The organism is Streptomyces sp. NPDC034037, from assembly GCF_055575715.1.
The window spans coordinates 448,754-475,420 of the sequence record NZ_JBVISC010000005.1; the positions used below are offsets into that span (position 1 = coordinate 448,754).

General features: G+C 69.0%; 23 protein-coding genes. 11 read left to right on the plus strand and 12 right to left on the minus strand.

Annotation, left to right across the window (positions count from 1 at the left end):
* Positions 1-5: 5 nt before the first annotated feature.
* Positions 6-2,363: a DUF6049 family protein gene (locus ACZ516_RS20310; RefSeq protein WP_361081166.1), complete on the minus strand. Its 2,358-nt coding sequence runs from the start codon at positions 2,361-2,363 to the stop codon at positions 6-8.
* A gap of 210 nt (positions 2,364-2,573) precedes the next feature.
* Between ACZ516_RS20310 and ACZ516_RS20315 the strand changes: the two genes are divergently transcribed.
* Positions 2,574-4,040: a CCA tRNA nucleotidyltransferase gene (locus tag ACZ516_RS20315; RefSeq protein ID WP_469011271.1), complete on the plus strand. Its 1,467-nt coding sequence runs from the start codon at positions 2,574-2,576 to the stop codon at positions 4,038-4,040.
* Positions 4,041-4,189: 149 nt separating this feature from the next.
* On the opposite strand, the gene ACZ516_RS20320 is transcribed toward ACZ516_RS20315, so the two are convergent.
* The 4 genes from ACZ516_RS20320 to ACZ516_RS20335 form a co-directional block, all read right to left on the minus strand.
* Positions 4,190-4,702 (minus strand): LppU/SCO3897 family protein, encoded by a 513-nt coding sequence (locus ACZ516_RS20320; protein WP_361081170.1) that lies wholly within the window; start codon positions 4,700-4,702, stop codon positions 4,190-4,192.
* 114 nt (positions 4,703-4,816) lie between these two features.
* The gene (locus tag ACZ516_RS20325; protein ID WP_469011272.1) at positions 4,817-6,073 is read right to left on the minus strand and encodes an MFS transporter; all 1,257 of its coding nucleotides are present in this window, start codon (positions 6,071-6,073) and stop codon (positions 4,817-4,819) included.
* Positions 6,074-6,169: 96 nt separating this feature from the next.
* Positions 6,170-7,252 carry an inositol-3-phosphate synthase gene (locus tag ACZ516_RS20330; RefSeq protein ID WP_358697931.1) on the minus strand — a complete coding sequence of 361 codons (1,083 nt, stop codon included), beginning with the start codon at positions 7,250-7,252 and terminating at the stop codon, positions 6,170-6,172.
* 59 nt (positions 7,253-7,311) lie between these two features.
* Entirely contained in the window at positions 7,312-7,998 is a 687-nt protein-coding gene (locus ACZ516_RS20335) for a PadR family transcriptional regulator (RefSeq protein WP_361081174.1), read from the minus strand.
* Between the two features lie 385 nt (positions 7,999-8,383).
* Between ACZ516_RS20335 and ACZ516_RS20340 the strand changes: the two genes are divergently transcribed.
* Together ACZ516_RS20340 and ACZ516_RS20345 are read left to right on the plus strand one after the other, a co-directional pair.
* Complete coding sequence (locus ACZ516_RS20340) at positions 8,384-11,203, plus strand: transglycosylase domain-containing protein (RefSeq protein WP_469011273.1); 2,820 nt, start codon at positions 8,384-8,386, stop codon at positions 11,201-11,203.
* A gap of 201 nt (positions 11,204-11,404) precedes the next feature.
* Positions 11,405-12,955 carry a glycosyltransferase family 87 protein gene (locus ACZ516_RS20345; protein ID WP_469011274.1) on the plus strand — a complete coding sequence of 517 codons (1,551 nt, stop codon included), beginning with the start codon at positions 11,405-11,407 and terminating at the stop codon, positions 12,953-12,955.
* Positions 12,956-13,072: 117 nt separating this feature from the next.
* On the opposite strand, the gene ACZ516_RS20350 is transcribed toward ACZ516_RS20345, so the two are convergent.
* The 3 genes from ACZ516_RS20350 to ACZ516_RS20360 form a co-directional block, all read right to left on the minus strand.
* Positions 13,073-14,104: an alanine racemase gene (locus ACZ516_RS20350; protein WP_358696508.1), complete on the minus strand. Its 1,032-nt coding sequence runs from the start codon at positions 14,102-14,104 to the stop codon at positions 13,073-13,075.
* A 66-nt stretch (positions 14,105-14,170) separates the two neighbouring features.
* Positions 14,171-15,292, minus strand: coding sequence for a lipid II:glycine glycyltransferase FemX (locus ACZ516_RS20355; RefSeq protein WP_358578140.1), 1,122 nt, complete (start codon positions 15,290-15,292; stop codon positions 14,171-14,173).
* A gap of 146 nt (positions 15,293-15,438) precedes the next feature.
* Positions 15,439-15,753 (minus strand): hypothetical protein, encoded by a 315-nt coding sequence (locus ACZ516_RS20360; protein ID WP_358696507.1) that lies wholly within the window; start codon positions 15,751-15,753, stop codon positions 15,439-15,441.
* Between the two features lie 265 nt (positions 15,754-16,018).
* Here ACZ516_RS20360 and rpsF point away from each other — a divergent pair, with 265 nt between their 5' ends.
* From rpsF to rplI, 4 genes are all read left to right on the plus strand, one after another.
* Positions 16,019-16,309, plus strand: coding sequence for a 30S ribosomal protein S6 (rpsF, locus tag ACZ516_RS20365; RefSeq protein ID WP_086797674.1), 291 nt, complete (start codon positions 16,019-16,021; stop codon positions 16,307-16,309).
* Between the two features lie 78 nt (positions 16,310-16,387).
* Positions 16,388-16,987 carry a single-stranded DNA-binding protein gene (locus ACZ516_RS20370; protein WP_358696506.1) on the plus strand — a complete coding sequence of 200 codons (600 nt, stop codon included), beginning with the start codon at positions 16,388-16,390 and terminating at the stop codon, positions 16,985-16,987.
* 72 nt (positions 16,988-17,059) lie between these two features.
* Positions 17,060-17,296: a 30S ribosomal protein S18 gene (gene rpsR, locus ACZ516_RS20375; protein ID WP_003949403.1), complete on the plus strand. Its 237-nt coding sequence runs from the start codon at positions 17,060-17,062 to the stop codon at positions 17,294-17,296.
* 18 nt (positions 17,297-17,314) lie between these two features.
* Positions 17,315-17,761 carry a 50S ribosomal protein L9 gene (gene rplI / locus ACZ516_RS20380; RefSeq protein WP_358578150.1) on the plus strand — a complete coding sequence of 149 codons (447 nt, stop codon included), beginning with the start codon at positions 17,315-17,317 and terminating at the stop codon, positions 17,759-17,761.
* Positions 17,762-17,946: 185 nt separating this feature from the next.
* On the opposite strand, the gene ACZ516_RS20385 is transcribed toward rplI, so the two are convergent.
* The gene (locus tag ACZ516_RS20385; protein ID WP_358578152.1) at positions 17,947-19,284 is read right to left on the minus strand and encodes an MATE family efflux transporter; all 1,338 of its coding nucleotides are present in this window, start codon (positions 19,282-19,284) and stop codon (positions 17,947-17,949) included.
* Positions 19,285-19,744: 460 nt separating this feature from the next.
* Between ACZ516_RS20385 and dnaB the strand changes: the two genes are divergently transcribed.
* The gene (gene dnaB / locus ACZ516_RS20390) at positions 19,745-21,220 is read left to right on the plus strand and encodes a replicative DNA helicase (RefSeq protein WP_358578155.1); all 1,476 of its coding nucleotides are present in this window, start codon (positions 19,745-19,747) and stop codon (positions 21,218-21,220) included.
* Positions 21,221-21,295: 75 nt separating this feature from the next.
* Here dnaB and ACZ516_RS20395 read toward each other — a convergent pair whose 3' ends face one another.
* Positions 21,296-22,030, minus strand: a complete 735-nt coding sequence (locus tag ACZ516_RS20395; protein WP_469011275.1) for a dienelactone hydrolase family protein — start codon at positions 22,028-22,030, stop codon at positions 21,296-21,298.
* 165 nt (positions 22,031-22,195) lie between these two features.
* Here ACZ516_RS20395 and ACZ516_RS20400 point away from each other — a divergent pair, with 165 nt between their 5' ends.
* Together ACZ516_RS20400 and ACZ516_RS20405 are read left to right on the plus strand one after the other, a co-directional pair.
* Entirely contained in the window at positions 22,196-22,681 is a 486-nt protein-coding gene (locus tag ACZ516_RS20400; protein ID WP_469011276.1) for a MarR family winged helix-turn-helix transcriptional regulator, read from the plus strand.
* Positions 22,682-22,886: 205 nt separating this feature from the next.
* On the plus strand, positions 22,887-24,263 hold the full coding sequence (locus ACZ516_RS20405; protein WP_469011277.1) for a serine hydrolase domain-containing protein: 1,377 nt from the start codon (positions 22,887-22,889) through the stop codon (positions 24,261-24,263).
* A 40-nt stretch (positions 24,264-24,303) separates the two neighbouring features.
* Here the strand turns inward: ACZ516_RS20405 and ACZ516_RS20410 are convergent, their stop codons facing one another.
* Positions 24,304-24,756, minus strand: coding sequence for a GNAT family N-acetyltransferase (locus ACZ516_RS20410; protein ID WP_469011278.1), 453 nt, complete (start codon positions 24,754-24,756; stop codon positions 24,304-24,306).
* A 70-nt stretch (positions 24,757-24,826) separates the two neighbouring features.
* Entirely contained in the window at positions 24,827-25,285 is a 459-nt protein-coding gene (locus tag ACZ516_RS20415; protein WP_469011279.1) for a MarR family winged helix-turn-helix transcriptional regulator, read from the minus strand.
* Between the two features lie 141 nt (positions 25,286-25,426).
* Between ACZ516_RS20415 and ACZ516_RS20420 the strand changes: the two genes are divergently transcribed.
* Entirely contained in the window at positions 25,427-26,638 is a 1,212-nt protein-coding gene (locus tag ACZ516_RS20420) for an MFS transporter (protein WP_361081193.1), read from the plus strand.
* Positions 26,639-26,667 lie beyond the last annotated feature (29 nt).

Sequence of the window (26,667 nt, forward strand, 5' to 3'; positions counted from 1 at the left end):
ATCGCTCAACGGTCCACTCTCTCACCCGTCTCCGACGGGTCGGTGCTTTCGGGACCGGTGTCCGGTGTCGGGTCACTCGGCTGCTCGGGGTCGTCCTCCCCGGACGCCGTACCGGCTTCGCCGTCGGGGCCGTCCTCGTGGCCGTCCTCCTGGCCGTCCTGCTCGGCCAGCCGGCGGGCCGCCCGCTTGCGCTGCGTGTACATCCGGAAACCGGCCAGCACGAGCAGCAGGAGGCCGCCGGCGATGACGAGCATGACCGTGGGGGTGACCTCGGTGGCGTTGACCTCGAAGTGCACGGCATCTCCGTAGAGCTGCCCGTCCTCCGTGTAGAGCTGGGCGTAGACCGGGACCGGGCCGTTGGCGTTGGCCGTAGTGGTGAACTTCACGGACTGGGAGTGCCCACCCGCGATCTTCACCGGGTGCTCCTCGAACTGCCCGTCGCCGATCTTGAGCCGGGTGGGGTTCTGCGAGTACAGCCGCAGGGTCAGGTTCTCGACGCCCTGCACCAGATTGTTCTGCACGGACACCGGGATGGTCGCGCTGCGCCCGGAGAGCTTCGCGTCGGACCTGTTGATCAGGGCGACCTGCTCGGTCAGCTCGCGCAGGTAGCTCTCGACGCTGCCCCGGTAGGTGGACGCCTCCGCCGGGCGGCCGCGCCAGGACGTGGACATCTCACGGTCTATGGCCCGCCCGAACGGGGTGACCACCCGGTCCTCGTCCGTGAGGATCACCTGGAAGCGCTCCAGCATGCCCTGGGTGTCGCGGATCGACTCGAAGGCCGACTGCGGCAGCTCCTGCCTGCGCAGCGAGGTCGGGTACGCCCCGGTCGAGGGCACCCGGGTCGTGGCCCGCGGGTCCGGCTTCTCCTTCGCCGCCGCGGTGAGGTCCTCGGGCTGCGACCACTGACCGCCCTGGAGCGCGGTCAGGGCCTTCGCCATGGTCTGGGCCTGGCTGGCCGACGGCATGCGCTGCGGGGCGACCACGACGCTGCGCTGCCTGCCGGGGTCCTGGAGGTTGAGCATCAGGCTCTGGGCGACGAACTCCTGGACGGCGAGCGTGGAGTTCTCGGCCTCCGACATGTCGCCCTGGAAGGCGGTGGACAGACGGGCGTCGGCGACCACGGCGGTCGTTCCCCCGCCAATGGGCCGGGCCGCGTTGGGCGAGTACGGCAGGCCGCTGGTCTCGCGCAGGCTGTCGCTGCGGGCGATCACCGTGTGGGCGCCCGCGGAGGTGGACACGTCGACGATGGACGGGTCGATCGCCCCTTCGGCAGGCCACGCGAAGTCCGTGCTCGGCTTGACGTGCAGGATCGTGTCCACCGCCCGGACCCCGGCTTCAGTGGCGTCCTTGAGGTGGCTGAGGGATCCGCTGACCGCCCTGCCGTTGTGCGCGAGGGAGGCGAGGTCGGGGTCGGCGAAGGGCAGTGCGACGATCTTCTTGCCCTTGACGGCCGCCTCCAGGTCGTTGAGCCACTCCGTGGCCACCGCCTGGTGCTTGCCGGTCCTCGTGGTCTTCCCGTCGTCGTTCTGGATCTGGTAGCCCTTGGTCATCGCCTCGACGGTGGCCAGCAGGTCAGGGTCGATGACCCACGTGACGTCCAGGTCACTGCCGAGGGCCAGCAGCTGCTGCAGGCGTCCGCCCGGGGCCAGCTCCGCGGCCAGATCGTCGTTCTTGAAGACGGGCGTCTGCTGCTCGTCGGACTCCGTCTTCGCCGTGAGGTGGGTGTCGGAGATGAGCGGCCACAGGTAGGCCGTCTTCGTCTTCGTCTCGGCCGCCCCGGGCTGCCACGGCAGGAAGGTGCGCTCGATGCCGAGCACCTGCGGATAGCCCTGTGCCGGGGTCTGCCCGGTGAGGGTCACACCCAGCTGGTAGACACCGTCGGCCCCGAGGTCCAGGGCCTTCACGGGCACCTTGATGCTGAAGTCCTGCCGGACGCCGGGAACGAGCTTGTCGAACTTGTCGACGTACTTGCCGCCGACCTCGCTGCCGTCCGACCCCGGCTGGAAGCCCCGGCGCTCCGCCGCCCGGTCGATCTCGCTGCGGCCACTGAACGAGGGGCCGACCCGCAGCCCGACCTGGGCCCCGGTCACCGGCTGCCTGCTGTTGTTGGTGACGGTGCCGGAGACGGTGAGCGTGTCGTCCTCACCCGGGACCGTGGGAGTGAGCGCGTCCAGGGAGACGTCGACGGTGGTGGAGCCGGTGGCCTCGGCCGCCGCGCTCGGCACGGTGGCGTGCGCGGGGGCCGCCGGGGCCTGGAGGACGCCGGCCAGCAAAGGGGTACCCACCAGTAGTGCCGCGGTGCGCCGCAGCCACCGGCGGGCAGGTGAGGGGCTCGTCCCCGGGAAGTCTGCCGCCTCGGCCACGCGTTCGCCCGTCCCTCGTCGTCAGTGGTCGTCGGTTGTGCGTCCACGCATGGTAACGATGCGCGCTGGGGCGAAGTGCCGCGGACTGCTCCACGGGATCGAAGGACCCCGTCGGGGGTGCCGAGACGCGGTCCGCGTCGGTGCGGGCCGCGGGCGGCCGACGGCGATCGGGTCGGCTCCGGGCGCCCGGGGCACGTACCCTTTTCTGTTGTGCCGAACGCCAATGAAGACAATCCCAGCGCACTGAGCCAGGTGCAGCGCCGCGCAGTCGCCGAACTGCTGCGCGTGTCCCCTGTCGCGGACGACCTCGCCCGCCGTTTCCAGGAGGCCGGGTTCTCTCTCGCCCTGGTCGGCGGCTCGGTCAGGGACGCCCTGCTGGGCCGGCTCGGCAACGACCTGGACTTCACCACCGATGCCCGCCCCGAGGACGTCCTGCGGATCGTCCGGCCGTGGGCCGACGCGGTGTGGGAGGTCGGGATCGCCTTCGGGACGGTCGGCTGCCAGAAGGAGGGCCGCGCCGGCGACACCGAGCAGAGCTTCCAGATCGAGATCACGACGTACCGCTCGGAGGCGTACGACAGGACCTCGCGCAAGCCCGAGGTGTCCTACGGCGACTCCATCGAGGAAGACCTCGTCCGCCGTGACTTCACCGTGAACGCGATGGCCGTGGCGCTCCCCGAGAAGGAGTTCATCGACCCGCACGGCGGGCTCGAGGACCTGTCCGGGCGTGTCCTGCGGACCCCTGGCACGCCCGAGGAGTCCTTCTCGGACGACCCGCTGCGGATGATGCGGGCCGCGCGGTTCGCCGCGCAGCTGGACTTCGAGGTGGCGCCCGAGGTGGTCGCCGCGATGAAGGCGATGGCCGAGCGCATCGACATCGTCTCGGCGGAGCGCGTGCGGGACGAGCTGAACAAGCTGATCCTCTCCACCCACCCGCGCAAGGGCCTCGCCCTTCTCGTCGACACGGGCCTCGCGGCGAGGGTCCTGCCCGAGCTTCCGGCGCTGCGCCTGGAGCGGGACGAGCACCACCGGCACAAGGACGTCTACGACCACTCGCTGATCGTTCTCGAGCAGGCGATGGCGCTGGAGACGGACGGCCCCGACCTGACGCTCCGGCTCGCGGCACTGCTGCACGACATCGGCAAGCCGAAGACGCGGCGCTTCGAGAGCGACGGCCGGGTCTCCTTCCACCACCATGAGGTGGTCGGAGCCAAGATGGTCAAGAAGCGCATGACGGCGCTCAAGTACTCCAACGAGCTGGTGAAGGACGTCTCGCGCCTGGTGGAGCTCCACCTCCGCTTCCACGGCTACGGCACGGGCGAGTGGACGGACTCGGCCGTGCGCCGCTACGTGCGGGACGCGGGGCCGCTCCTGGAGCGCCTGCACAAGCTGACCCGCTCGGACTGCACCACGCGCAACAAGCGCAAGGCGAACGCGCTGTCGCGTGCGTACGACGGTCTGGAGGAGCGCATCGCCCGCCTCCAGGAGCAGGAGGAGCTGGACTCGATCCGCCCCGACCTGGACGGCAACGACATCATGGAGGTCCTGGACGTGGGCCCCGGGCCGGCCATCGGCAAGGCCTACAAGTTCCTGCTGGAGCTGCGGCTGGAGAACGGCCCCATGGAGCGGGACGCGGCGGTGACGGCACTCAAGGAGTGGTGGGCCTCGCAGGATTGAGGCGAGAGGGGTGTTTCACGTGAAACACCCCTCAGCGCCCAAGAACGATCAAGACGGACCAAGGCGCGCCAAGACGGACCAAGGGGCGGTGTTTCACGTGAAACCGTGAAACACCGCCCCTTGGAATCTTCTGGACCTTCCCAGCCCCGCTACTTCGTCTTCTTCAGGCAGAGCACCACGTCGTGGCCCTTGCCCTGCTGGTAGTAGGCGATCTGGGAAGTCTTGACCGCCCGGCACTTCTCGGCGTCGCTGGTGCCGTCGAACTTCTCGACCACCTTGAACTCGGAGTCGCTGGACGAGCAGTCGACTTCGTTCAGATCCGGCTTGAAGTCCGTGCCCTCGTTGTGCATGCAGCTGCCGACCGCGGTCGTCTCGGCATCGCTCTTGCCCAGTTGCCACTTGCCGACGGCTATGAGGATGGCGACGAGGATGAAGCCGCCGATGCGCAGGAGGAGCTTCTTGCCGCGGCCTTGGCGCGGAGTGGCCGGCGGGGGAACCGGGGCGCCCTGGTTGAAGGCCGGGTACGGCGGCTGCGGGGCCGTCGGCTGACCCTGCTGCGGGGCGCCGCCCTGGGGCTGGCCGTAGGGGTTCTGAGGCTGGCCGTAAGGGGCCTGTCCCTGGGGCGGGTACGGAGCTTGGCCCTGGGGCGGCGGAGTGGTCACTTTGGGGGTCCCCCTCGAACGAGAGCGCGATGGCGCGGATAAGACGCCCGTAAGTTATCCGGACGCAGTGACATCTCTGAAGCCCAGAGAGGCTCTGTGGCATTGATGTGACACTTACTGCACGTCAAAACGGGCCATAGCCGAAGCAATCGCTGCGTACAGCAGAGCCACGGTGACGACAAGTGGAACCGATCGACCGTCAGGCGGCAGCATCAGCGCGGCCACTGCGGCCGCGCCCACGAAGGCGACGTTGAAGAGCACGTCGTAGAGGGAGAAGATCCGGCCACGAAAACGGTCGTCCACCGAGGACTGCACCACCGTGTCCGTGGCGATCTTCGCGCCTTGGGTCGTCAGGCCGAGGACGAAGGCGGCCACGAGGAGCGGGGCGGCTTCGAACGAGAGGGCCAGGGCCGGTTCGAGGAGCGCCGCCGCTCCCGCGCACACGGCGACCCACCGGCCCGGTCCGAGCCGTTCCACCGCGGCCGGTGTCACCACGGCCGCCACGAAGAACCCCGCTCCGGAGACGCCGACGGCGAGGCCGAGCAGCGCCAGCCCCTCGGACTCCGTCGACGTCCAGGCGTACCGGCACAGCATCAGGACCATGACGGTCAGCGCGCCGTAACAGAACCGCAGCACCGTGATGGCGGCCAGTGCGCGGGCCGCCGCGGGGCGCCGCGCCAGGTGTCCCACGCCCGCCCGCAGGCCGCGTGCCGTGCCGGCCAGGGCCTGGCCGAGGCGGGGCCGCACCAGTTCGGGGTCGGGGCCGAGCAGCCCGCGGGACATCCTCAGCGAGGCGAGCGCAGCGCAGAGGTACAGGGCCGCTCCGAGCAGCACCACCGCCGCGTCCGAGTCGGGGCCCGCCAGGCGGACGACGAAGGCGAGGCCGCCACCGGCCGTAGCGGCCAGCGTCCCCGCCGTCGGCGAAAGGGAGTTGGCGATGACAAGCCGGTCGGCGTCGACCACCCGCGGCAGCGCGGCCGAGAGCCCGGCGAGGACGAAGCGGTTGACGGCGGTGACGCACAGGGCGGAGACGTAGAAGACCCCGTCGGGGACGCCGCCGAGCATCAGCAGGGCGGTCAGCGCCGCCAGCACCGCGCGCAGGAGATTGCCATGGAGGAAGACCTGCCGCCGTGGCCAGCGGTCCAGGAGGACACCCGCGAAGGGGCCGATCAGCGAATACGGGAGGAGCAGCACCGCCATGGCGGAGGCGATCGCCGCGGGCGAGGTCTGTTTCTCCGGGGAGAAGACGACGTACGTGGCGAGGGCGACCTGGTAGACGCCGTCCGCGCTCTGGGAGATCAGTCGTACGGCGAGCAGGCGCCGGAAGTCCCGCAGACGCAGCAGAACACGCAGGTCACCGACGACGGCCATGGCCCCCACTTTCCCGAGGGTCCCCACCCTCACTCACGAGGAGGGTCCCCGGGCGCGATGCCCGGGGACCCTCTCAAGCGGCAGGAAGAGAGCTGGTCAGCGCTCGACCTCGCCCTTGATGAACTTCTCGACGTTCTCGTAGGCCTCGTCGTCGAAGTACTGCACCGGCGGGGACTTCATGAAGTACGAGGACGCGGAGAGGATCGGGCCGCCGATGCCCCGGTCCTTGGCGATCTTCGCGGCGCGCAGGGCGTCGATGATGACACCGGCGGAGTTCGGGGAGTCCCAGACCTCCAGCTTGTACTCGAGGTTCAGCGGGACGTCACCGAAGGCGCGGCCCTCGAGGCGGACGTACGCCCACTTGCGGTCGTCGAGCCACGCGACGTAGTCCGACGGGCCGATGTGGACGTTCTTCGCGCCCATGTCGCGGTCGGGGATCTGCGAGGTGACGGCCTGCGTCTTCGAGATCTTCTTCGACTCGAGGCGCTCGCGCTCCAGCATGTTCTTGAAGTCCATGTTGCCGCCGACGTTGAGCTGCATGGTGCGCTCGAGACGGACACCGCGGTCCTCGAACAGCTTCGCCATCACGCGGTGCGTGATGGTGGCGCCGACCTGCGACTTGATGTCGTCACCGACGATCGGCACGCCGGCCTCGGTGAACTTGTCCGCCCACTCCTTGGTGCCCGCGATGAAGACCGGCAGGGCGTTGACGAACGCGACCTTCGCGTCGATGGCGCACTGCGCGTAGAACTTCGCGGCGTCCTCGGACCCGACGGGCAGGTAGCAGACGAGGACGTCGACCTCGCGGTCCTTGAGGACCTGGACGACGTCGACCGGGGCCTCGGTGGACTCCTCGATGGTCTGGCGGTAGTACAGGCCCAGGCCGTCGAGGGTGTGGCCACGCTGGACCTGCACGCCGGTGTTCGGCACGTCGCAGATCTTGATGGTGTTGTTCTCGCTGGCGCCGATCGCGTCCGCGAGGTCGAGGCCGACCTTCTTCGCGTCGACGTCGAAGGCGGCGACGAACTCGACGTCACCGACGTGGTACTCGCCGAACTGGACGTGCATCAGGCCCGGGACCTTGGCGTCCGGGTCGGCGTCCTTGTAGTACTCGACGCCCTGGACCAGCGAGGCGGCGCAGTTGCCCACGCCGACGATGGCTACGCGAACCGAACCCATTCCGGTTGCTCCCTGTTTGTTCTCGGTATTCCGGTTGAAACCCCGCGGAACGCTGGGTCTCACTTGGTGGGGCGGTCGGACGGATCCGGCGGCGGGTCGTTGTCCCGCCGCCGGGGCAGGCCCGTCGACTCCCCAGATGTGCTGTTCTGCTGAGCGGAGCTTTCGGGGGAGGGCCGTTGCTGGTCCCGTCCCGCTCGCTCGCTCTCGATGAGCTCGTTCAGCCAGCGCACTTCGCGCTCCACGGACTCCATGCCGTGCCGCTGCAGCTCGAGCGTGTAGTCGTCGAGGCGCTCCCGGGTACGGGCCAGGGAGGCGCGCATCTTCTCCAGACGCTCTTCGAGACGGCTGCGGCGGCCTTCGAGCACCCGCATCCGCACGTCCCGCGAGGTCTGCCCGAAGAAGGCGAAGCGGGCCGCGAAGTGCTCGTCCTCGTACGCGTCCGGGCCGGTCTGCGAGAGCAGGTCCTCGAAGTGCTCCTTACCTTCCGCCGTCAACCGGTAGACGATCTTGGCGCGTCGCCCGGTGAGCGGAGCCGCGAGGGCGTCCTCGGAGGTGCTGCCCTCCTCTTCGATCAACCAGCCGTTGGCGACCAGCGTCTTGAGGCAGGGGTAGAGCGTCCCGTAGCTGAAGGCGCGGAACACCCCCAGCGACGTATTGAGGCGTTTGCGCAGCTCATAGCCGTGCATCGGGGACTCTCTGAGGAGGCCGAGGACGGCGAATTCCAGGATGCCGGAGCGCCTGCTCATCTTCGCCTCCCGTCTGCCGTGGTCCCTCGGAGCGGCCCTTGTGCCGACCCTTATGCCGAGCTGATGTATCGACTCGATACATCGAGACGATAGAACGGTGATCCACGTGAGACAAGAGGGGGCACGGTGAACGGCGTCACATCACCGATTCGTAGGAAGTAACTTGCCTGATTTGGGGTGAACTTCGGTCCTACGAGGGTTTTGACCGTGCGTAGTCTGTGCGCCATGCATGCCACCGGGAACCAAGTGACCCCAGGGAGCGTCGTCGTCCCCGGTGTAGTGCGGGTGAGCGCCGGGACGGGCGCACCCGTACGTCGGGGGGACCGGAAACCAGCCGCCGTTTCCAGGCGCGGGCAACTGCGCCTGCCCGAGGAGTAATCGTTCGATGAGCGAGCACCGTCGCAAACCGCCGCAGCAGCAGGGCGGCGGACGAGCCGCGGCCAGGCGTGGCGCCCCAGCAGCGCCGTCGGGCCGCCGTGCGGCACCGCGAGATACCACTGGACCGTCCTCTTCCTCCTACGGAGACAGCTCCTACGGAGAAGCGGCCTATGGAGACCCCTCGTATGGGGAGGCGTCCTACAGGACGCGTGCGTCCGGTGCCCCGGACGAGGGGGAGCGTCCCTACGGCGGGCGGGCCCAGGCCCGTCGCGCCGCGCAACGCAGCGGTTCGGTCGGCGCGAGCGGTGGTCGCCGCCGGGCGGCCGAGGCCGGCGGTGGCGGACGCGGCGGTGACGGGGGGCGTCGCGGCGGTGGGTCCGGTGGCTCGGGCGGTGGCGCGGGGCGCGGCAGAGGCCGGGGTCCGGGGCCGTCCGGGAAGAAGCGGTTCATCGACTACCCGCGCGCGGGCCGGCACGGCATGCGCCGGTGGATTCCGTCGTGGCGTCTGGTCAGCGGCCTGTTCCTCGGCTTCCTCGGCAGCCTGATGGTGGTCGCGGGCATCTCGTACGCGTTGGTGGAGGTGCCGGAGGTCGACAAGGCGGCCAAGGCCCAGAACAACGTCTACTACTGGGCCGACGGCAAGCAGATGGTCGCGACCGGTGGTGAGCGCAACCGCCAGATCATCGGCTACGACGACATCCCCAAGGAGATGCGCTTCGCCGTCATGTCGGCCGAGAACAAGACGTTCGAGGACGACAAGGGCGTCGACCCGATGGGCATCGCGCGTGCCCTGGTCAACATGGCCAAGGGCGGGCAGACGCAGGGCGGCTCCACGATCACCCAGCAGTACGTGAAGAACGCGCGGCTGGGTGACCAGTCGCAGACGTTCAGCCGCAAGTTCAAAGAGCTGTTCATCTCCATAAAGGTCGGCCGGACCGAGTCCAAGGAAAAGATCATGGCCGGCTACCTCAACACGGCCTACTACGGCCGTGGGGCCTACGGCATCCAGGCGGCCGCGCGGGCGTACTTCGACAAGGAGGCCAAGGAGCTCGACCCGAGCGAGTGCGCTCTCCTCGCGACGGTCCTCAAGGGCGCCACGTACTACGACCCGGCCGGCTACCCCGAGATCGACCCCGCGGCCAGTCGGCAGGACAACACCGAGCGCGCCAAGAAGCGGTGGAAGTGGATCCTCGACGAGGAGGTCAAGGACGGCCGCCTCACCTCCGCGGAGCGGGACAAGTACCAAGACTTCCCGAAGCTGAAGAACCCGCGGTCGAACACCCAGCTGGGCGGCCAGACGGGTTACCTGGTGGACCTGGCCAAGGCCTACGTCATCCGGACCACCGACATCACCGCCGAGCAGCTCCAGCGGGGTGGCTACGAGATCCACACGACCTTCGACAGGACGAAGGTCAAGGAGCTCGAAAAGGCGGTCAACAAGGTCCGCAAGGAAAAGATCAAGCCGAAGCTGCGTCCGGAGAAGGACACGCACGTCCAGTTCGGCGGGGCGTCCGTGGACCCCGAGGACGGTGCGATCAAGGCGATCTACGGCGGCGTCGACGCGACGAAGCACTTCACCAACAACGCCGACCAGACCGGCGCCCAGGTGGGTTCGACGTACAAGCCCTTCGTACTGGCCGCCGCCTTCAAGTACGGCGTGCGCGATCCGAAGGGCCCGGAGATCCAGAGCGAGGCCGAGCGCACGGTCGTCAATCCGAAGAGCCTGTACAGCGGAAAGAACGAACTGAAGATCCAGAATTACAACGGCACCGTCTGGACCGACCGCGACGGCAAGCAGTGGAACCAGAAGAACGACGGAAACCAGTCGTACAACCCCCCCACCTACCAGATCGACCTGCGTGAGGCGATGCGCGAGTCGGTCAACTCGGCCTATGTGCAGCTCGGCATGGACGTCGGGCTGAGCAAGGTGAAGGAGGCGGCGATGGACGCCGGCCTCCAGGACGACCGGTCCATGGCCAGCTCCAACTACCCGTCGTTCTCGCTCGGCACCTCCTCGCCGAGCGCGATCCGGATGGCCGGGGCGTACTCCACCTTCGCGGCCAGCGGCAAGCAGAACGACCCGTACTCGGTCACCAAGGTCGTGCACGAGGGCGACGAGGTCTACAAGCACGAGAAGCACACCAAGCGAGTCTTCGAGCCGGAGGTGGCGGACAACGTCACCGATGTGCTGAGGACCGTCGTGGAGAAGGGCACCGGCACCTCGGCCCAGCTGGGCAACCGCCCGGTCGCGGGCAAGACCGGTACGACCGACGGCAACAAGTCGGCCTGGTTCGTCGGGTACACCCCGCAGCTCTCGACGGCGGTCAGCATGTACCGCCTGGACGACGACGAGGCCAACAAGAAGCGCGAGTTCCTGGAGATGTTCGGCACGGGCGGTGAGGAGAAGATCCACGGCGCCTCGTTCCCCGCGAAGATCTGGCAGGACTACATGTCGAACGCGCTCAAGGGCGAGCCCGTCGAGAACTTCCCCGTGCCGCAGCCCATCGGAAAGGTCGTCGGCGAGACGCCCCCTCCGCCGCCGAGCCCGACGGCGACCGAGGAGCCGACGAAGGAGGAGGACGAACCCTCGCCCCCGGCGCCGACCGAGACGGAGACGACGAAGCCCCCGACGAAGTCGCCCGACCCCGAGGAGTCCTGCAGCCAGTGGGACTGGGAGTGCGGCCACGAGAACGGGGGAGTCGACGGCGGTGCCGAGGATGGTGGCGCCAACGGCGACCCGGGCGGGGAAACCCCGACTCCCACGACTGATCCGCCCGGCCAGGGGGACGGAGGGCTCTTCGGCGGCCCGCGAGGCCGACAGGGCTGAGCGGGGCCTCCGCCGGGCTGAGCGGGGCCGTCAGCCGGGCTGAGCCGCCCAGCGGATGTTTCACGTGAAACGAGGGCCGCCACACCGAGGGGTGTGGCGGCCCTCGCCGCGTTCTCCATCGAGTACGGACCGCGTTCTCCGTCTCGTACGGACCGTGTCCTCAGCCGCGTACGGGCCGTGTTCCCAGCCAGGTACGGCAGGATGGCGGGCATGCCCAGTGCAGACCCCAGCGCCGATCCGGGCGCAGAGACGCCGAGCACGAGCGTGTACGAGGCCGTGAACCCGCGGGAACCCGAGCCGGTACAGCCGACCATGGAGGATGAGGTCGCCCGGGCCGGCAGCGAGCTGCTCGGCGGTCCCCTTGGCCGAAGAGCGTTGACCTGCGCGAGCTGGTGGACGCCGGTACGCGTCATCGCGCTCGTGGCGCTCGGGATGTTCGCGCTCGGGATGGTCCAGAAGATGCCGTGCTACAACGGCGCGTGGTTCTTCGGGACCAGCTCGCAGTACACGCACGCGTGCTACTCCGACATCCCCCACCTCTACGAGGGACGCGGCTTCGCCGACGGCCTCGTGCCGTACGTCGACAAGCTGCCCGGCGACATGGAGTACCTGGAGTACCCGGTCCTGACCGGCCTGTTCATGGAGTTGGCCTCCTGGGTGACGCCCGGCAGCGGATCGATCCACCACCAGGAGAAGATCTACTGGATGGTCAACGCGGGGATACTGATGGCCTGCGCCGCCGTCGTCGCCGTCTGCGTCACCCGCACGCATCGCCGCCGCCCCTGGGACGCCCTGCTCGTGGCCCTCTCGCCCGCCCTGGCGCTGACGGCCACCATCAACTGGGACCTGCTCGCCGTCGCCCTCACGGCCGCCGCGATGCTGATGTGGTCCCGGGGGCGCGCCCTCGCTTTCGGCGTTCTCCTGGGGCTCGCCACGGCCGCCAAGCTCTATCCCGTGCTGCTGCTCGGACCGCTGCTGATCCTGTGCCTGCGCGCGGGCCGGTGGCGGGAGTTCGGGGCCGCCCTGGTGGGCGCGGCGGGCACCTGGCTCGTCGTGAATCTGCCGGTGATACTGCTCGCCGGTGAGGGCTGGTCGAAGTTCTACACGTTCAGCCGGGAACGCGGCGTCGACTTCGGCTCCTTCTGGCTGATCCTCGACCAGCGCATGGACTCTCCCCTGGCCACGGACACCGTGAACCTCCTGGCGATGGTCCTGATGCTTCTCGTCTGCCTCGGCATAGGAGTGCTCGGTCTGACCGCCCCGCGCCGGCCGCGCTTCGCGCAGCTGGCCTTCCTGGTGGTCGCCGCCTTCGTCCTGACCAACAAGGTCTACTCGCCGCAGTACGTCCTGTGGCTGATCCCCCTGGCGGCGCTCGCGAGGCCGCGCTGGCGCGACTTCCTGATCTGGCAGGCGTGCGAGGTCGTGTACTTCCTCGGGATCTGGATGTACCTGGCGTACACGACCAGCGGAGACGCCCACAAGGGTCTGCCCACCGAGGGCTACCAGGTCGTCATCGCCATCCACCTGCTGGGGACGCTGTACCTGTGCGCCGTGGTCGTACGGGACGTACTGATGCCGGAGCGGGACGTGGTGCGGCGGGGCGGGGACGACGACCCTTCGGGCGGTGTCCTGGACGGGGCGGAGGACGTCCTGATCCTGGGGGCCGGGGCCCACTCCGGGCGGCGTGTGGCGCACTCCGGTGCGGGGGCGCTCGTGAAGTGGGGGTCGGTCACCGACAGGGGTTCGCCCTGAGCGAACAAGGGCCCTCGCATGGCCGAAGGGGCCGGACACGAGCAGGTCGTGTCCGGCCCCTTCGGTGTGGTGCGCGGCGTCCCGGAGCGGTGTGATGCGTGGTGCCCCGGAGATGACTCAGCGATCCACCATCCGGTCGAACTGCGTGGTGGTGTGCCGCAGATGGGCCACCAGTTCCTCGCCGACCTTCGGCTCCGGGGCGTCGGAGGGCACGAAGAGGATGGACACCTGCATGTGCGGCGGCTCGGCGAACCAGCGCTGCTTGCCGCCCCACACGAACGGCGAGAGGTTGCGGTTGACGGTCGCGAGGCCGGCGCGGGCCACCCCCTTGGCGCGGGGCATCATGCCGTGCAGCGCCTTCGGGGCCTCCAGGCCCACACCGTGCGAGGTGCCGCCGGCGACCACGACGAGCCAGCCGTCGGACGCGACCTTCTGCTGGCGGTAGCCGAAACGGTCGCCCTTGGCGACGGCGGTGACGTCCAGGACGGCGCCGCGGTACTGGGTGGCCTCGTGGTCGCCCAGCCAGAGGTTCGTGCCGATGCGCGCCCGGAAGCGGGTCTGCGGGAACTGCTGCTGAAGGCGGGCGAGTTCATTGGCCTTGAGGTGGCTGACGAACATCGTGTGCAGCGGGAGACGGGCCGCGCGCAGGCGGTCCATCCAGCCGATGACCTCCTCGACGGCGTCCGAGCCGTCGGTGCGGTCCAGCGGCAGATGGATCGCGAAGCCTTCGAGGCGCACGTCCTCGATGGCGGCGTGCAGCAGCGGAAGCTCCTGCTCGCTGACGCCGTGGCGCTTCATCGAGGACATGACCTCGATGACGACGCGGGCGCCCACCAGGCCGTGCACGCCGTCGAGCGACGACACGGAGCGCACGACGCGGTCGGGCAGCGGAACCGGCTCCTCGCCCCGCCGGAACGGGGTCAGGACGAGCAGGTCGCCGCTGAACCAGTCCTTGATCCGGGCCGCTTCGTAGGTGGTGCCCACGGCGAGGATGTCGGAGCCGAAGCGCGTGGCCTCCTCGGCCAGGCGCTCATGACCGAAGCCGTAGCCGTTGCCCTTGCAGACCGGGACGATGCCCGGGAACTGCTCCAGCACGTTCTTGTGATGTGCCCGCCAGCGCGCGGTGTCGACATAGAGCGTGAGCGCCATGGCTGGATCCCGGAACCTTTCTCGTGTCTGCGGTGTAGCTGAGTGGTGGTACGAAATTGTGCGGGATCAGCGGCGCGACATGTACATGTCGAGTGCCTTGTGCAGCAGCTTGTTGAGCGGGAAGTCCCACTCGCCGATGTACTCGGCGGCCTCGCCGCCGGTGCCCACCTTGAACTGGATCAGACCGAAGAGGTGGTCCGTCTCGTCCAGGGAGTCGGAGATGCCGCGCAGGTCGTAGACCGTGGCCCCCATGGCGTACGCGTCGCGGAGCATCCGCCACTGCATCGCGTTCGAGGGCCTGACCTCGCGCCCGATGTTGTCCGAGGCGCCGTAGGAGTACCAGACGTGACCGCCGACCACGAGCATCGTGGCCGCCGAGAGGTTCACGCCGTTGTGGCGCGCGAAGTACAGCCGCATGCGGTTGGGGTCCTCGGAGTTGAGGGCCTGCCACATCTGCTGGAAGTAGCCGAGCGGCCGCGGGCGGAACTTGTCGCGCACGGCCGTGATCTCGTAGAGGCGCTGCCACTCCGCGAGGTCCTGGTAACCGCCCTGGACGACCTCGACGCCGGCCTTCTCGGCCTTCTTGATGTTGCGCCGCCACAGCTGGTTGAAGCCCTTTTGGACCTCGTCCAGGGAGCGGTTGGCCAGCGGCACCTGGAAGACGAAGCGGGGCTGCACGTCACCGAAGCCGGCGCCGCCGTCCTCACCCTGCTGCCAGCCCATCCGGCGCAGCCGGTCGGAGACCTCGAAGGCGCGCGGCTCGATGAACGTGGCCTCGGTGTCCCGCAGGCGCTTCACGTCCGGGTTCTGGATGCCGGCCTTGATCGCCGGAGCGTCCCAGCGGCGGATCACGACGGGCGGGCCCATCTTCACGGAGAAGGCACCCTGCTGCTTGAGGTGCGCCAGCATCGGCTGGAGCCACTCGTCGAGGTTCGGGGCGTACCAGTTGATGACCGGGCCCTCGGGGAGGTACGCGAGATAGCGCTTCAGCTTGGGCAGCTGGCGGTAGAGCACCAGGCCGACGCCGACCAGGTAGCCGGTCCTGTCGTCGAACCAGCCCAGGTTCTCCGAGCGCCATTCGCTCTTCACGTCAGCCCATGCCGGGACCTGGCAATGACTCGCCGACGGCAGTGTCTGGATATACGCCAGATGCTGCTCGCGACTGATGGTCCTCAGGGTCAGACTCATTCGGGGCGCTCCTCGGCTGGTGTGTCCCCATGGGTTCAGGGGCTCCGGCTCTCGCGCCGAAGCCTACTGCGCCCCGGGAGCGCCCCGACTGGCCGTAGGCGACCTCAGCACCCCGGCCCGCCCGGGGCCGGGGTGCCGCGAGGGCGTCAGCCGACGACTCCGCCGAAGAGTCCGCCGTGTGCCATGCCCAGGAAGAACCCGATCGCCGAGGCCCCGAGACCGATGATCAGGCCGAAGCGCTCGCGGGTCGTCGCCGAGATGAACTGGCCGTACGCACCCGTGGCGATCCCGACCAGGCCCGCCCAGGAGCTGAGCAGATGGAGGTGGTGGAACATCGCCGTCACGAAGGCGATCGCCCCCAGCACCAGCGTCACGCCGACCAGCGTGTCCTGGAGCGGATGGGATCTGCCGTCCGAGGCGAGGAGAGAGGTGGTGTTGTTGTGTCGCATTGTCTGTGCCATGGCAGGCACCTCCTGCGGAAAGCGGCGCATCGTAGCGCCATGCACACCCGATGTGTACAGATTCTGCCCGTCCGCCGCCGGATTTCAACCGGAAGCCTCGGTGCGGGTAGTCTGTACCGTCTGCACCCGTGTCTGTCCGGCCACGGCAGGAGCTCCCGTTCGCGGAAGCCGATTGTCAGTGGCGGCCGATACGGTTGCGTACGCATCACGACCCTCCTGCCACGGAACGACCGTGGCCGCTGAGTCCAAAGGAGGTGGGTTCCACATGCGTCACTACGAAGTGATGGTCATCCTCGACCCCGATCTGGAGGAGCGCGCTGTCGCCCCCCTGATCGAGAACTTCCTCTCCGTCGTCCGTGAGGGCAACGGAAAGGTCGAGAAGGTCGACACCTGGGGCCGTCGTCGTCTGTCCTACGAGATCAAGAAGAAGCCCGAGGGCATCTACTCGGTCATCGACCTCCAGGCCGAGCCTGCGGTCGTCAAGGAGCTCGACCGACAGATGAACCTGAACGAGTCGGTCCTCCGGACCAAGGTCCTCCGTCCCGAGATGCACTGAGCTCTCTAGCTCAGCGGCACCCGGGAATCGAGTAGCAGCAACAAGCAGCCAGCAGCAAACCCGCCGAGAGGTTCCCCCATGGCAGGCGAGACCGTCATCACGGTCGTCGGCAATCTTGTCGACGACCCCGAGCTGCGCTTCACCCCCTCCGGTGCGGCGGTCGCGAAGTTCCGTGTCGCGTCCACCCCCCGCATCTTTGACAAGCAGACCAATGAGTGGAAGGACGGCGAAGGCCTGTTCCTGACCTGCTCGGTCTGGCGTCAGGCGGCGGAGAACGTCGCGGAGTCGCTCCAGCGAGGCATGCGCGTCATCGTGCAGGGCCGACTGAAGCAGCGGTCCTACGAGGACCGTGAGGGCATCAAGCGCACGGTCTACGAGTTGGACGTCGAGGAAGTCGGCGCCAGCCTGAAGAACGCCACGGCCAAGGTCACCAAGACCACCGGTCGAGGCGGCCAGGGCGGTTATGGCGGCGGCGGTGGCGGCGGCCAGCAGGGCGGCAGCTGGGGCGGTGGCTCCGGTGGCGGTCAGCAGCAGGGTGGCGGCGGTGCTCCCGCCGACGACCCCTGGGCGACCGGTGCGCCTGCCGGCGGCGGTCAGCAGCAGGGCGGCGGCGGTGGCGGCTGGGGCGGAAGCTCCGGCGGCTCCGGTGGCGGCTACTCGGACGAGCCCCCCTTCTAAGCCCCAGGGCTTTGGGCCTTCGGGCCGAGGGTGGGCCGTACCCACACTTCTTGATCACACAGGAGAAACACCATGGCGAAGCCGCCTGTGCGCAAGCCTAAGAAGAAGGTCTGCGCTTTCTGCAAGGACAAGGTCACGTACGTGGACTACAAGGACACGAACATGCTGCGGAAGTTCATTTCCGACCGCGGCAAGATCCGTGCCCGCCGCGTGACCGGCAACTGCACGCAGCACCAGCGTGACGTCGCCACGGCCGTCAAGAACAGCCGTGAGATGGCGCTGCTGCCCTACACGTCCACCGCGCGATAAGGGAAGGGTGACCGACTAATGAAGATCATCCTCACCCACGAGGTCTCCGGCCTCGGTGCCGCCGGCGAGGTCGTAGACGTCAAGGACGGCTACGCCCGCAACTACCTGATCCCGCGGAACTTCGCGATCCGCTGGACCAAGGGTGGCGAGAAGGACGTCGAGCAGATCCGTCGTGCTCGCAAGATCCACGAGATCGCGACGATCGAGCAGGCCAACGAGATCAAGGCCCAGCTCGAGGCCGTCAAGGTCCGCCTGGCCGTCCGCTCCGGCGACGCCGGTCGTCTCTTCGGTTCCGTCACCCCGGCCGACGTCGCTTCGGCGATCGAAGCTGCCGGTGGTCCGAAGATCGACAAGCGTCGTGTCGAGCTGGGCTCGCCGATCAAGACCCTGGGCGCCCACGCGACGTCCGTGCGTCTGCACCCCGAGGTGGCCGCGAAGGTCAACGTCGAGGTCGTCTCCGCCTAAGCGTTCCGCTTGGCAAGACTGAGTGAAGGGGCCGCACCCGATGGGTGCGGCCCCTTTGCCGTCCGTTGTTCCACGTGAAACGCCTTCCGTCGTCCCAGGTGAATCGCCGTCGGCTGTTTCACGTGAAACGCCGTCCGCTGTCTCACGTGACGCCCTCCGCTGTTTCACGTGGAACAGCGGGGCGTTCAGCGGGTGGCGCCCGTGACGATCCAGCGGCCGGAGCGGGAGCGCAGCCACAGGGTCAGCATCCGTACCAGCATCATCAGCGTCATGGCTCCCCACACCGCGGTCAGCCCGCCGCCGAGGACCGGTACCAGCAGGGCGACCGGAGTGAAGGCGGCCAGCGTGAGCAGCATCGCCCAGGCGAGGTAGGGCCCGTCGCCGGCCCCCATCAGCACTCCGTCGAGGACGAAGACGATGCCGCAGATCGGCTGGGCGAGTGCCACGACCATGAGTGCGGGCAGTGCGGCGTCCCGGACCGCGGCGTCGCCCGTGAAGAGCGGGATGAACACGGGCCGCGCGAGCACGACCAGCAGTCCCAGGCCCACTCCCGCGGCGATACCCCACTGCACCATGCGCCGGCAGACCGCGCGGGCGCCCTCGGCGTCACCGGCGCCGAGATAGCGGGCGATGATCGCCTGTCCCGCGATGGCGATGGCATCCAGCGCGAAGGCCAGAAAATTCCACAGGGAGAGAGCGATCTGGTGAGCGGCGACCTCCGCGTCACCCAGGCGCGCCGCTACGGCGGTGGCGAGCATGAGGATGGCCCGCAGGGAGAGCGTGCGGACCAGGAGCGGCGCCCCTGCCTGGGCGCAGGCCCGGATCCCGGCGGCATCGGGACGGAGCGATGCGCCATGCCGTCGGGCTCCGCGTACGACGACGAAGAGGTACACCGCGACCATGCCGCACTGCGCGATGACGGTTCCCCAGGCCGAACCGGCGATGCCCAGGCCGGCGCCGTAGACCAGGCCCACGTTGAGGGCGGCGTTGGCGACGAAGCCGCCGACCGCGACGTAGAGGGGCGTCTTCGTGTCCTGGAGGCCTCGCAGCACGCCGGTGGCAGCGAGGACGACGAGCATGGCGGGGATGCCCAGGGATGAGATCCGCAGATAGGTGATCGCGTATCCGGCGGCGGCGTCCGAGGTGCCGAAGGCGTCCACGACCACCGGTGCGGTGGGCATGGCGACGGCGATGACGGCGGCGCCCAGCAGCAGGGCGAGCCAGATGCCGTCCATGCCCTGGCGGATGGCGGCGGGGAGATCGCCGGCGCCCACCCTGCGGGCGACCGCGGCGGTGGTGGCGTAGGCGAGGAAGACGAAGACGCTCACCGCGGTGGTGAGGAGACCCGAGGCGATGCCGAGGCCGGCCAGTTGCGCGGTGCCGAGGTGGCCGACGATGGCGCTGTCGGCGAGCACGAAGAGGGGCTCGGCGACCAGTGCGCCGAAGGCGGGGACGGCGAGCGCGATGATCTCCCGGTCGTGTCGTCGCCGGTCGGCCTTGGGCGCGAGGGGGGCCTGTGTCATGGACACCAATCTAATCTTCCACAGGTAAGAGATGCAATCCTCCAGAGACCCTTACTTCGACAGGTAGTGGAGGCTCGGTGACGCGCCGTTTGTCGTGATCTTGGCCCGCTGGGAAAAGTTTTTCTTCTGCACAGCCGGTGGATGGGAAAACCGCAGGTCAGCGGCGCTGGCGCGCAGGGTCTGAGGGCTTGTTCACAGGGCTGTCCACCGGGCCGTGCACAGGTTTCGCGGAGTTCTCCACAGCATCGGGCCCGTCATCCACACCACCTGTGGATAACCAGATTGGCTGACGGTGCCCGCGGGCCTACCGTGGTCCGGCGCCCGCCTCGTCGTACGACCTCGGAAACCCGGTAAAACCGACGCGTCAGAACCGGAGTTGGGCCCCCTTGTTTGTCAGTGTCGTGCCGTAAGTAAGAGGGGCACGGCTAGGTCCGCGCGGCGGACGGGAGGAGGTGGCCCGGTGAGTATTTCCGAGCCTTTGGACGACCCCTGGGCCGACAGCGGTCCCAGTGACCGTCTGCCTGTCTCCCGTCAGCGCCGTGACAGCGGCAGGGGCCGTGACGAGCAGCACGAGCGCGGCCGGGAGGGCGGCTGGGACGGGGGAGGTTCGTCCTTCGAGCGTGTCCCCCCGCAGGATCTCGACGCGGAGCAGTCGGTCCTGGGCGGCATGCTGCTCTCCAAGGACGCCATCGCCGACGTCGTGGAGGTGCTCAAGGGGCACGACTTCTACCGGCCCGCGCACGAGACGATCTACGCCTCGATCCTCGACCTGTACGCGAAGGGTGAGCCGGCCGACCCGATCACCGTCGCGGCCGATCTGACCAAGCGCGGCGAGATCACCAAGGTCGGCGGCGCGTCGTATCTGCACACGCTGGTCCAGACAGTCCCGACCGCGGCGAACGCCGAGTACTACGCGGAGATCGTTCACGAGCGCGCGGTGTTGCGGCGACTCGTCGAGGCGGGCACCCGCATCACCCAGATGGGTTACGCGGCCGACGGTGACGTCGACGAGATCGTCAACAGCGCCCAGGCGGAGATCTACGCCGTCACCGAGCAGCGCACCACCGAGGACTACCTCCCCCTCGGCGACATCATGGAGGGCGCCCTCGACGAGATCGAGGCGATCGGTTCACGGTCGGGGGAGATGACCGGTGTACCGACCGGCTTCACCGACCTCGACCAGCTCACCAACGGGCTGCACCCCGGACAGATGATCATCATCGCGGCGCGGCCCGCGATGGGTAAGTCCACGCTCGCGCTGGACTTCGCGCGGGCCTGTTCGATCAAGCACAACATGCCGAGCGTGATCTTCTCGCTCGAAATGGGGCGCAACGAGATCGCGATGCGTCTGCTGTCCGCCGAGGCACGCGTGGCGCTGCACCACATGCGGTCGGGCACGATGACCGACGAGGACTGGACCCGGCTCGCCCGCCGCATGCCGGACGTCTCGGCCGCCCCGCTCTACATCGACGACTCCCCCAACCTGTCGATGATGGAGATCCGCGCCAAGTGCCGGCGCCTCAAGCAGCGCAACGACCTGAAGCTCGTCGTCATCGACTATCTGCAGCTGATGCAGTCCGGCGGCTCCAAGCGGGCCGAGAGCCGGCAGCAGGAGGTCTCGGACATGTCGCGAAACCTGAAGCTCCTGGCCAAGGAGCTGGAGCTGCCGGTGATCGCGCTCTCCCAGCTGAACCGTGGCCCCGAGCAGCGCACCGACAAGAAGCCCATGGTCTCCGACCTGCGTGAGTCCGGCTCGATCGAGCAGGACGCGGACATGGTGATCCTGCTGCACCGCGAGGACGCGTACGAGAAGGAGTCGCCCCGCGCGGGCGAGGCGGACATCATCGTGGGCAAGCACCGTAACGGCCCGACGGCGACCATCACGGTTGCCTTCCAGGGCCATTACTCGCGCTTCGTGGACATGGCGCAGACCTGATCAGAGCCGACCCGCCCCCCCCCGCGGGGGCCCACACCGGGCAGCGTGCGTGCCGCCTCGTCGGGGCGGCGGGGCTCAGTGTGTGGGCAGGGTGCGGGCGAGGAGGGGGAGCAGGCGGTCCCAGTGGCGTTGCATGCCGCTCGGGCTGAAGGCCGATGTGTCGGACATGGTGAAACCGTGGGCGGTGCCGGGGTAGATCTCGGAGGTGTGGTTGACGCCCGCGGTGTCCAGAGCGACGTTGAGCTCGGCCAGGGCCTCGGGCGTGAGGTCGGTCTCGGCGTGGCCGAAGTGGACCTGGGCGGTGAGCTTGGAGAACACATCGGTGCCGTCGGCGCTCACGGGGGCGTGGAACGCGGCGAGGGCGGCCACCTCGTCGGGGTGGGCCACGGCGGTGCGCGTCGCCAGGAGGCCGCCGAAGCAGTAGCCGGTCACCGCGACGGGGCCGGGGGCGACCTCCGGCTGGGCGGCGAGGAAGCTGAGGTAGGCGTCGGCGTCCATCAGGGCGCGTTCGGCGGTGTGCGCATTGACCAACGGCATCAGCTCGGCCAGGACCATGGGGCGGACCTCTTCGCCGATGTACTCGGGAAGTTCGGTCAGGGGCGCTGTGCCGTGCCGGTAGAAGAGGTTGGGGACGAGTACGTAGTAGCCGTGCCCGGCCAGTTCACCGGCGAGCTCCCGCAGGACGGGCCGGATGCCCAAGGCGTCGGCGTACATGAGCACTCCGGGATGCCGCGTGCCGTCGTCGGGGAAGGCGGCGAACGCGTCGGCCTGGCCGTCCGGGGTGGGGATCCGCAGGTTCTTGATGGGCAAGAGCTTCCTTCCGTCGGTTTCACTCGATCTGCGTGGGATGCGCTCGATTTCCATCAACGGTCGCTCGCTCTACGCTGAGGTCCCGCGACGGACGTCTGTGCCACTGACGTTCTCGCTCGAACGTACATCGTTAGTCGAACTAACGTAAAGATTGAGATGGGCGCCATGACCAGTGCCGAAGCTGCGGACCAGTCCCATGACGGCACACCGAGGACGCCCGACAGGCTGCGGCGGCGTGCCAGCCGGCTCCTGTCGCAGCTGACCGCGCGGTCGGACCGGCTGATCAACGAAGGGCTGGCCCGGGCGGACGCCCGCAAGTGGCATTACGCCGTACTCGCCGCACTGGAGGAGGACGGCCCGGGCAGCCAGGCGGCGTTGAGCGGCCGCACCGGCATCTACTGCAGCGACATGGTCGGCGTGCTCAACGAACTGGTCGAACGGCGCCTGGTCGAGCGCGCCCCGGATCCCGCCGACCGGCGCCGCAACGTCATCACGATCTCCGCCTCGGGGCGCCGTCATCTGCTCCGCCTCGACCACGTCCTGGACGACCTGCACGACGTACTGCTCACGCCGCTGAGCCCGGAGGAACGCGATCAGTTCGTGGGGCTGCTCATCCGCCTCCTGGACCATGCCGAGCCTCTGCCCGCCTAGCGGAGGCAAGCTGCTCAGGCGAGACCGGTCAGCTCACAGGAGATGTCCCACAGCTTGGTCGCCGCGTCGGTGTCCCTGACTCCGGCCCCGCCTGCGATCTCGACCCGGCCCCTGGTACCCACGCCGACACCGACGGCGACGGCGACGCGCTGACCTCCCCATGAATCCGCTCGACGTATCGGTATCCCCCCGATGAACTGGTCCCATGACAACGCCTCATGAAGAACTGCTCCCCACCACCCGTCGAGCCCTGCTGCACCGCATCGCCACCGCCCAGGCAGAGGGCCGGGCCCCGTCGCTGATGGCCTCGGTCGCCCGGGACGGCGAGTTGGTGTGGAGCGGCGGACGCAGCATGGTCGACGGGCACGCGCCGGATGAGAACGTCCAGTACCGCATCGGGTCGATCACCAAGACCTTCACTGCGGTACTGGTGATGCGGCTGCGGGACGAGGGGGTGCTGGACCTGGGCGACACATTGGAGAAGCACCTGCCGGGGACCGGCGCGGGCGAGGCCACGATCGCCGAACTCCTCGCGCACACCGGTGGACTGGCTGCCGAGACACCGGGTGAGTGGTGGGAGCGCACGCCTGGATCGACGCGCCCCAACCTCACCGATGTGCTGGGCGAGCAGCCCTTCAAGCACCCCGTCGGACGTCGTTTTCACTACTCCAACCCCGGCTACACCCTGCTCGGTTCGCTCGTGGAGGCGCTGCGGGGGGCCTCCTGGGAGGAGGTGCTGCGCCGCGAGATCCTGGAGCCTCTGGGCCTCGACCGTACGAGCGCGCGGCCCGAGGCACCCCATGCGGGCGGCTGGGCCGTGCATCCCTGGGCGGACGTGATGATGCCGGAGCCCCTCGAGGACCTGGGACTGATGGCGCCAGCGGGCCAGCTGTGGTCCACGACGGCGGACCTGGCGCGCTTCGCCTGTTTTCTGGTCAAGGGCGACGAGCGGGTGCTCGGTGCGGAGTCACTGCGGGAGATGCGGACCCCGTCGGCGCCCTCCCAGGCGGACAACTGGGAGCGGACGTATGGCCTGGGCATGGATCTGCTGCGTTGGGAGGGGCTCAGCCTGGCCGGGCACACGGGGTCGCTCCCGGGCTTCCTGGCCGGACTGTGGGTCAGCGAGCGGGAGGGGCTGGCGGCGGTGGTTCTCGCCAACTGCACCTCCGGGCCCCTGGTGGCGGCTGTGGCCGCCGACCTGGTGAAGATCGTCGCCGAGGCCGAGCCGCGCATTCCGGAGCCGTGGCGCCCTCTCCCGGAAGTCGACGAGAAGGTTCTGGAGCTGACTGGCCCTTGGTACTGGGGCACTCAGGTGCTCGCACTGCGGCTGGTGAACGACGGCGGGGTCGAGATCGGCCCGCTGACGGGCGCGGGACGCCGAGCGCGCTTCCGGCCGCATGGTGACGGCACGTGGCTGGGGCTGGACGGCTATTACGCGGGGGAGCTGCTCCGGGCGGTGCGACGGGGAGACGGCTCGGTGAGCCATCTCGACCTGGGGTCGTTCGTCTTCACCCGGGAGCCCTACGACGAGGGAGCACCCGTGCCCGGCGGGGTGGACCCGCAGGGGTGGCGCGGTTTCTAGAGACGGCATGTTTCACGTGAAACGACGTCTCGACGGACTTTCAGAGCTGGAGCTTGAACCCGACGTGTGACGCCGTGAACCCGAGTCGCTCGTAGAAACGGTGGGCGTCGATGCGCGTGACGTCGGAGGTCAGCTGCACCAACTGGCAACCCTGTCGCCGGGATTCGTCGACGGCCCACTCGATGAACCGGGTGCCGAGCCCGCTGCCGCGTTCGTCGGCATGGACGCGCACCCCCTCGATGATCGACCGGGTCGCCCCCTTCCGCGAGAGACCCGGGACGATCGTGAGCTGGAGGGTGCCGACCACGCGTCCCTCGCGTACGGCGACGACCAGGTGCTGATTCGGGTCATCGGCCAGGCGCCGGAACGCGGTGGTGTACGGAGTCAGGTCGTCCGGCGACTCACGCGTGGCACCCAGCGGGTCGTCCGCGAGCATCTCCACGATGGCGGGCAGGTCATCGGTGACGGCCGGGCGTATCTCAAGGTCTCCCATGGCGGCAGCCTATGCGGGGCTGCCGTCACCGGGGAGGGGCTTCCGCCGCAGGTCGCGTCCGTCACCGCGCCTAGGCGGGCACGCGGAGCGTTTCGACGGCCCTGACCAGGGGGGCGAGTTGCGGGTTCCGCGCGGCCTCGCCGAGCGCCTCGCGCAGGGCGGCGTCGTTGGTCGGGCGGGCCTCGTCGAGCAGCGCGAGGCCGGCTTCGCTCACGTCGGTGTAGATGCCCCGGCGGTCGGTGGGGCACAGATAGCGGGCGAGCAGCCCGCGATCCTCGAGCCGGGTGACCAGGCGGGTGGTGGCGCTCTGGCTGAGCACCACGGCGTCCGCGACCTGCTTCATCTGCAGATGGCCACCCTCACCGTCGTGCTGGCGGCTAAGGACGTCGAGCAGGGAGTACTCCCGCGCGCTCAGCCCGTGCTCGGCCTGGAGAGCGCGCTCGATGTGGGTCTCGATCTGTCCGTGGAGCAGGGAGAGCGCGCACCAGCCCTGCGCGAGGGCGGTGAGTGCGGGGTCCGTCGCTGTCATGGCTCTAGTCTCCTCCGTCCCCGAGTGGCTACGACTCAGGGTAGTCCACAAGTGCAATATCTGGCGTTTGCAATTAACCCGCGTCTGCAACTATTGTGGACGCACGTTAAGCGCACCTGCAATCGTTTGGAAGGTAGATCCATGCCTCTCGCGCTCCTGGCCCTCGCGATCGGGGCCTTCGGGATCGGCACCACCGAGTTCGTGATCATGGGACTGCTCCCCGAGGTCGCCGGTGACTTCGGCGTCTCCATCCCCACGGCCGGTTTCCTCGTCACCGGCTATGCCCTGGGCGTCGTCCTCGGAGCACCACTGATGACCGTTCTCGGCACCAAGATCTCGCGCAAGCGGATGCTGATGCTGCTGATGGGCCTGTTCATCGCGGGCAATCTCCTCTCCGCCGTCGCCCCCGTCTTCGGGGTGATGCTCGCCGGCCGTGTCGTCGCCTCCCTCGCCCATGGCGCCTTCTTCGGCATCGGCTCGGTCGTCGCGGCCGAACTGGTCGCCCCCGAGAAGAAGGCCGGCGCGATCGCCATGATGTTCACCGGCCTGACCGTGGCCAACGTGGTGGGCGTGCCGCTCGGCACCTTCGTCGGGCAGACGCTCGGCTGGCGGATGACCTTCACGATCGTCGCGGCGCTCGGTGTCGTCGGCCTCGCGGGCGTCGCCAAGCTGGTCCCCGACCTGCCCAAGCCCGAAGGCGTGCGCCTCCGCCACGAACTGGCGGCCTTCCGCAACGTCCAGGTGCTGCTGGCCATGGCCATGACCGTCCTCGGCTTCGGCGGAGTGTTCGCCGCCGTCACCTACCTGGCGCCGATGATGACCGACGTCGCCGGCTACGCGGACTCCTCCGTCACGTGGCTGCTCGTCCTCTTCGGCCTCGGCATGGTGGCCGGCAACCTCATCGGCGGGAAGTTCGCCGACCGGGCCCTAATGCCGCTCCTCTACGTCTCACTGGGCTCCCTGGCCGTCGTGCTGGCGCTCTTCACCCTCACCGCCCACAACAAGGTCGCGGCCGCCGTGACCGTCGCGCTGATCGGCGCCCTCGGATTCGCGACCGTTCCGCCGCTGCAGAAGCGCGTCCTCGACCAGGCCTCCGGCGCCCCCACCCTGGCCTCGGCCGTCAACATCGGCGCGTTCAACCTCGGCAACGCGCTCTCGGCCTGGCTCGGCGGCATCGTCATCGCCGCGGGCCTCGGATACACCGCCCCGAACTGGGTCGGAGCCGCCCTCGCCGGATCCGCTCTCGTCCTGGCCGTCGTCTCGGCGGCACTGGAGCGCCGTACCGCCGTGACGCACCCGAGCCTCGTCGCGGCCGGGAAGGCCCCTGTCGAGGCCACACCCGTCCACCACTGACCTTCGTCCCTCGCACGCCTCACCTCCCC

Coding starts and splice junctions, on each gene's coding strand:
- ACZ516_RS20410 (WP_469011278.1), bottom strand. CDS start 24,756: ATGGGAGACCTTGAGATACGCCCGGCCGTCACCGATGACCTGCCCGCC.
- ACZ516_RS20330 (WP_358697931.1), bottom strand. CDS start 7,252: ATGGGTTCGGTTCGCGTAGCCATCGTCGGCGTGGGCAACTGCGCCGCC.
- ACZ516_RS20370 (WP_358696506.1), top strand. CDS start 16,388: ATGGCAGGCGAGACCGTCATCACGGTCGTCGGCAATCTTGTCGACGAC.
- ACZ516_RS20325 (WP_469011272.1), bottom strand. CDS start 6,073: ATGGCCGTCGTCGGTGACCTGCGTGTTCTGCTGCGTCTGCGGGACTTC.
- rpsR (WP_003949403.1), top strand. CDS start 17,060: ATGGCGAAGCCGCCTGTGCGCAAGCCTAAGAAGAAGGTCTGCGCTTTC.
- ACZ516_RS20400 (WP_469011276.1), top strand. CDS start 22,196: ATGACCAGTGCCGAAGCTGCGGACCAGTCCCATGACGGCACACCGAGG.
- ACZ516_RS20340 (WP_469011273.1), top strand. CDS start 8,384: ATGAGCGAGCACCGTCGCAAACCGCCGCAGCAGCAGGGCGGCGGACGA.
- rplI (WP_358578150.1), top strand. CDS start 17,315: ATGAAGATCATCCTCACCCACGAGGTCTCCGGCCTCGGTGCCGCCGGC.
- ACZ516_RS20415 (WP_469011279.1), bottom strand. CDS start 25,285: ATGACAGCGACGGACCCCGCACTCACCGCCCTCGCGCAGGGCTGGTGC.
- ACZ516_RS20385 (WP_358578152.1), bottom strand. CDS start 19,284: ATGACACAGGCCCCCCTCGCGCCCAAGGCCGACCGGCGACGACACGAC.
- ACZ516_RS20405 (WP_469011277.1), top strand. CDS start 22,887: ATGACAACGCCTCATGAAGAACTGCTCCCCACCACCCGTCGAGCCCTG.
- ACZ516_RS20350 (WP_358696508.1), bottom strand. CDS start 14,104: ATGGCGCTCACGCTCTATGTCGACACCGCGCGCTGGCGGGCACATCAC.
- ACZ516_RS20345 (WP_469011274.1), top strand. CDS start 11,405: ATGGCGGGCATGCCCAGTGCAGACCCCAGCGCCGATCCGGGCGCAGAG.
- ACZ516_RS20360 (WP_358696507.1), bottom strand. CDS start 15,753: ATGGCACAGACAATGCGACACAACAACACCACCTCTCTCCTCGCCTCG.
- rpsF (WP_086797674.1), top strand. CDS start 16,019: ATGCGTCACTACGAAGTGATGGTCATCCTCGACCCCGATCTGGAGGAG.
- ACZ516_RS20355 (WP_358578140.1), bottom strand. CDS start 15,292: ATGAGTCTGACCCTGAGGACCATCAGTCGCGAGCAGCATCTGGCGTAT.
- ACZ516_RS20335 (WP_361081174.1), bottom strand. CDS start 7,998: ATGAGCAGGCGCTCCGGCATCCTGGAATTCGCCGTCCTCGGCCTCCTC.
- ACZ516_RS20420 (WP_361081193.1), top strand. CDS start 25,427: ATGCCTCTCGCGCTCCTGGCCCTCGCGATCGGGGCCTTCGGGATCGGC.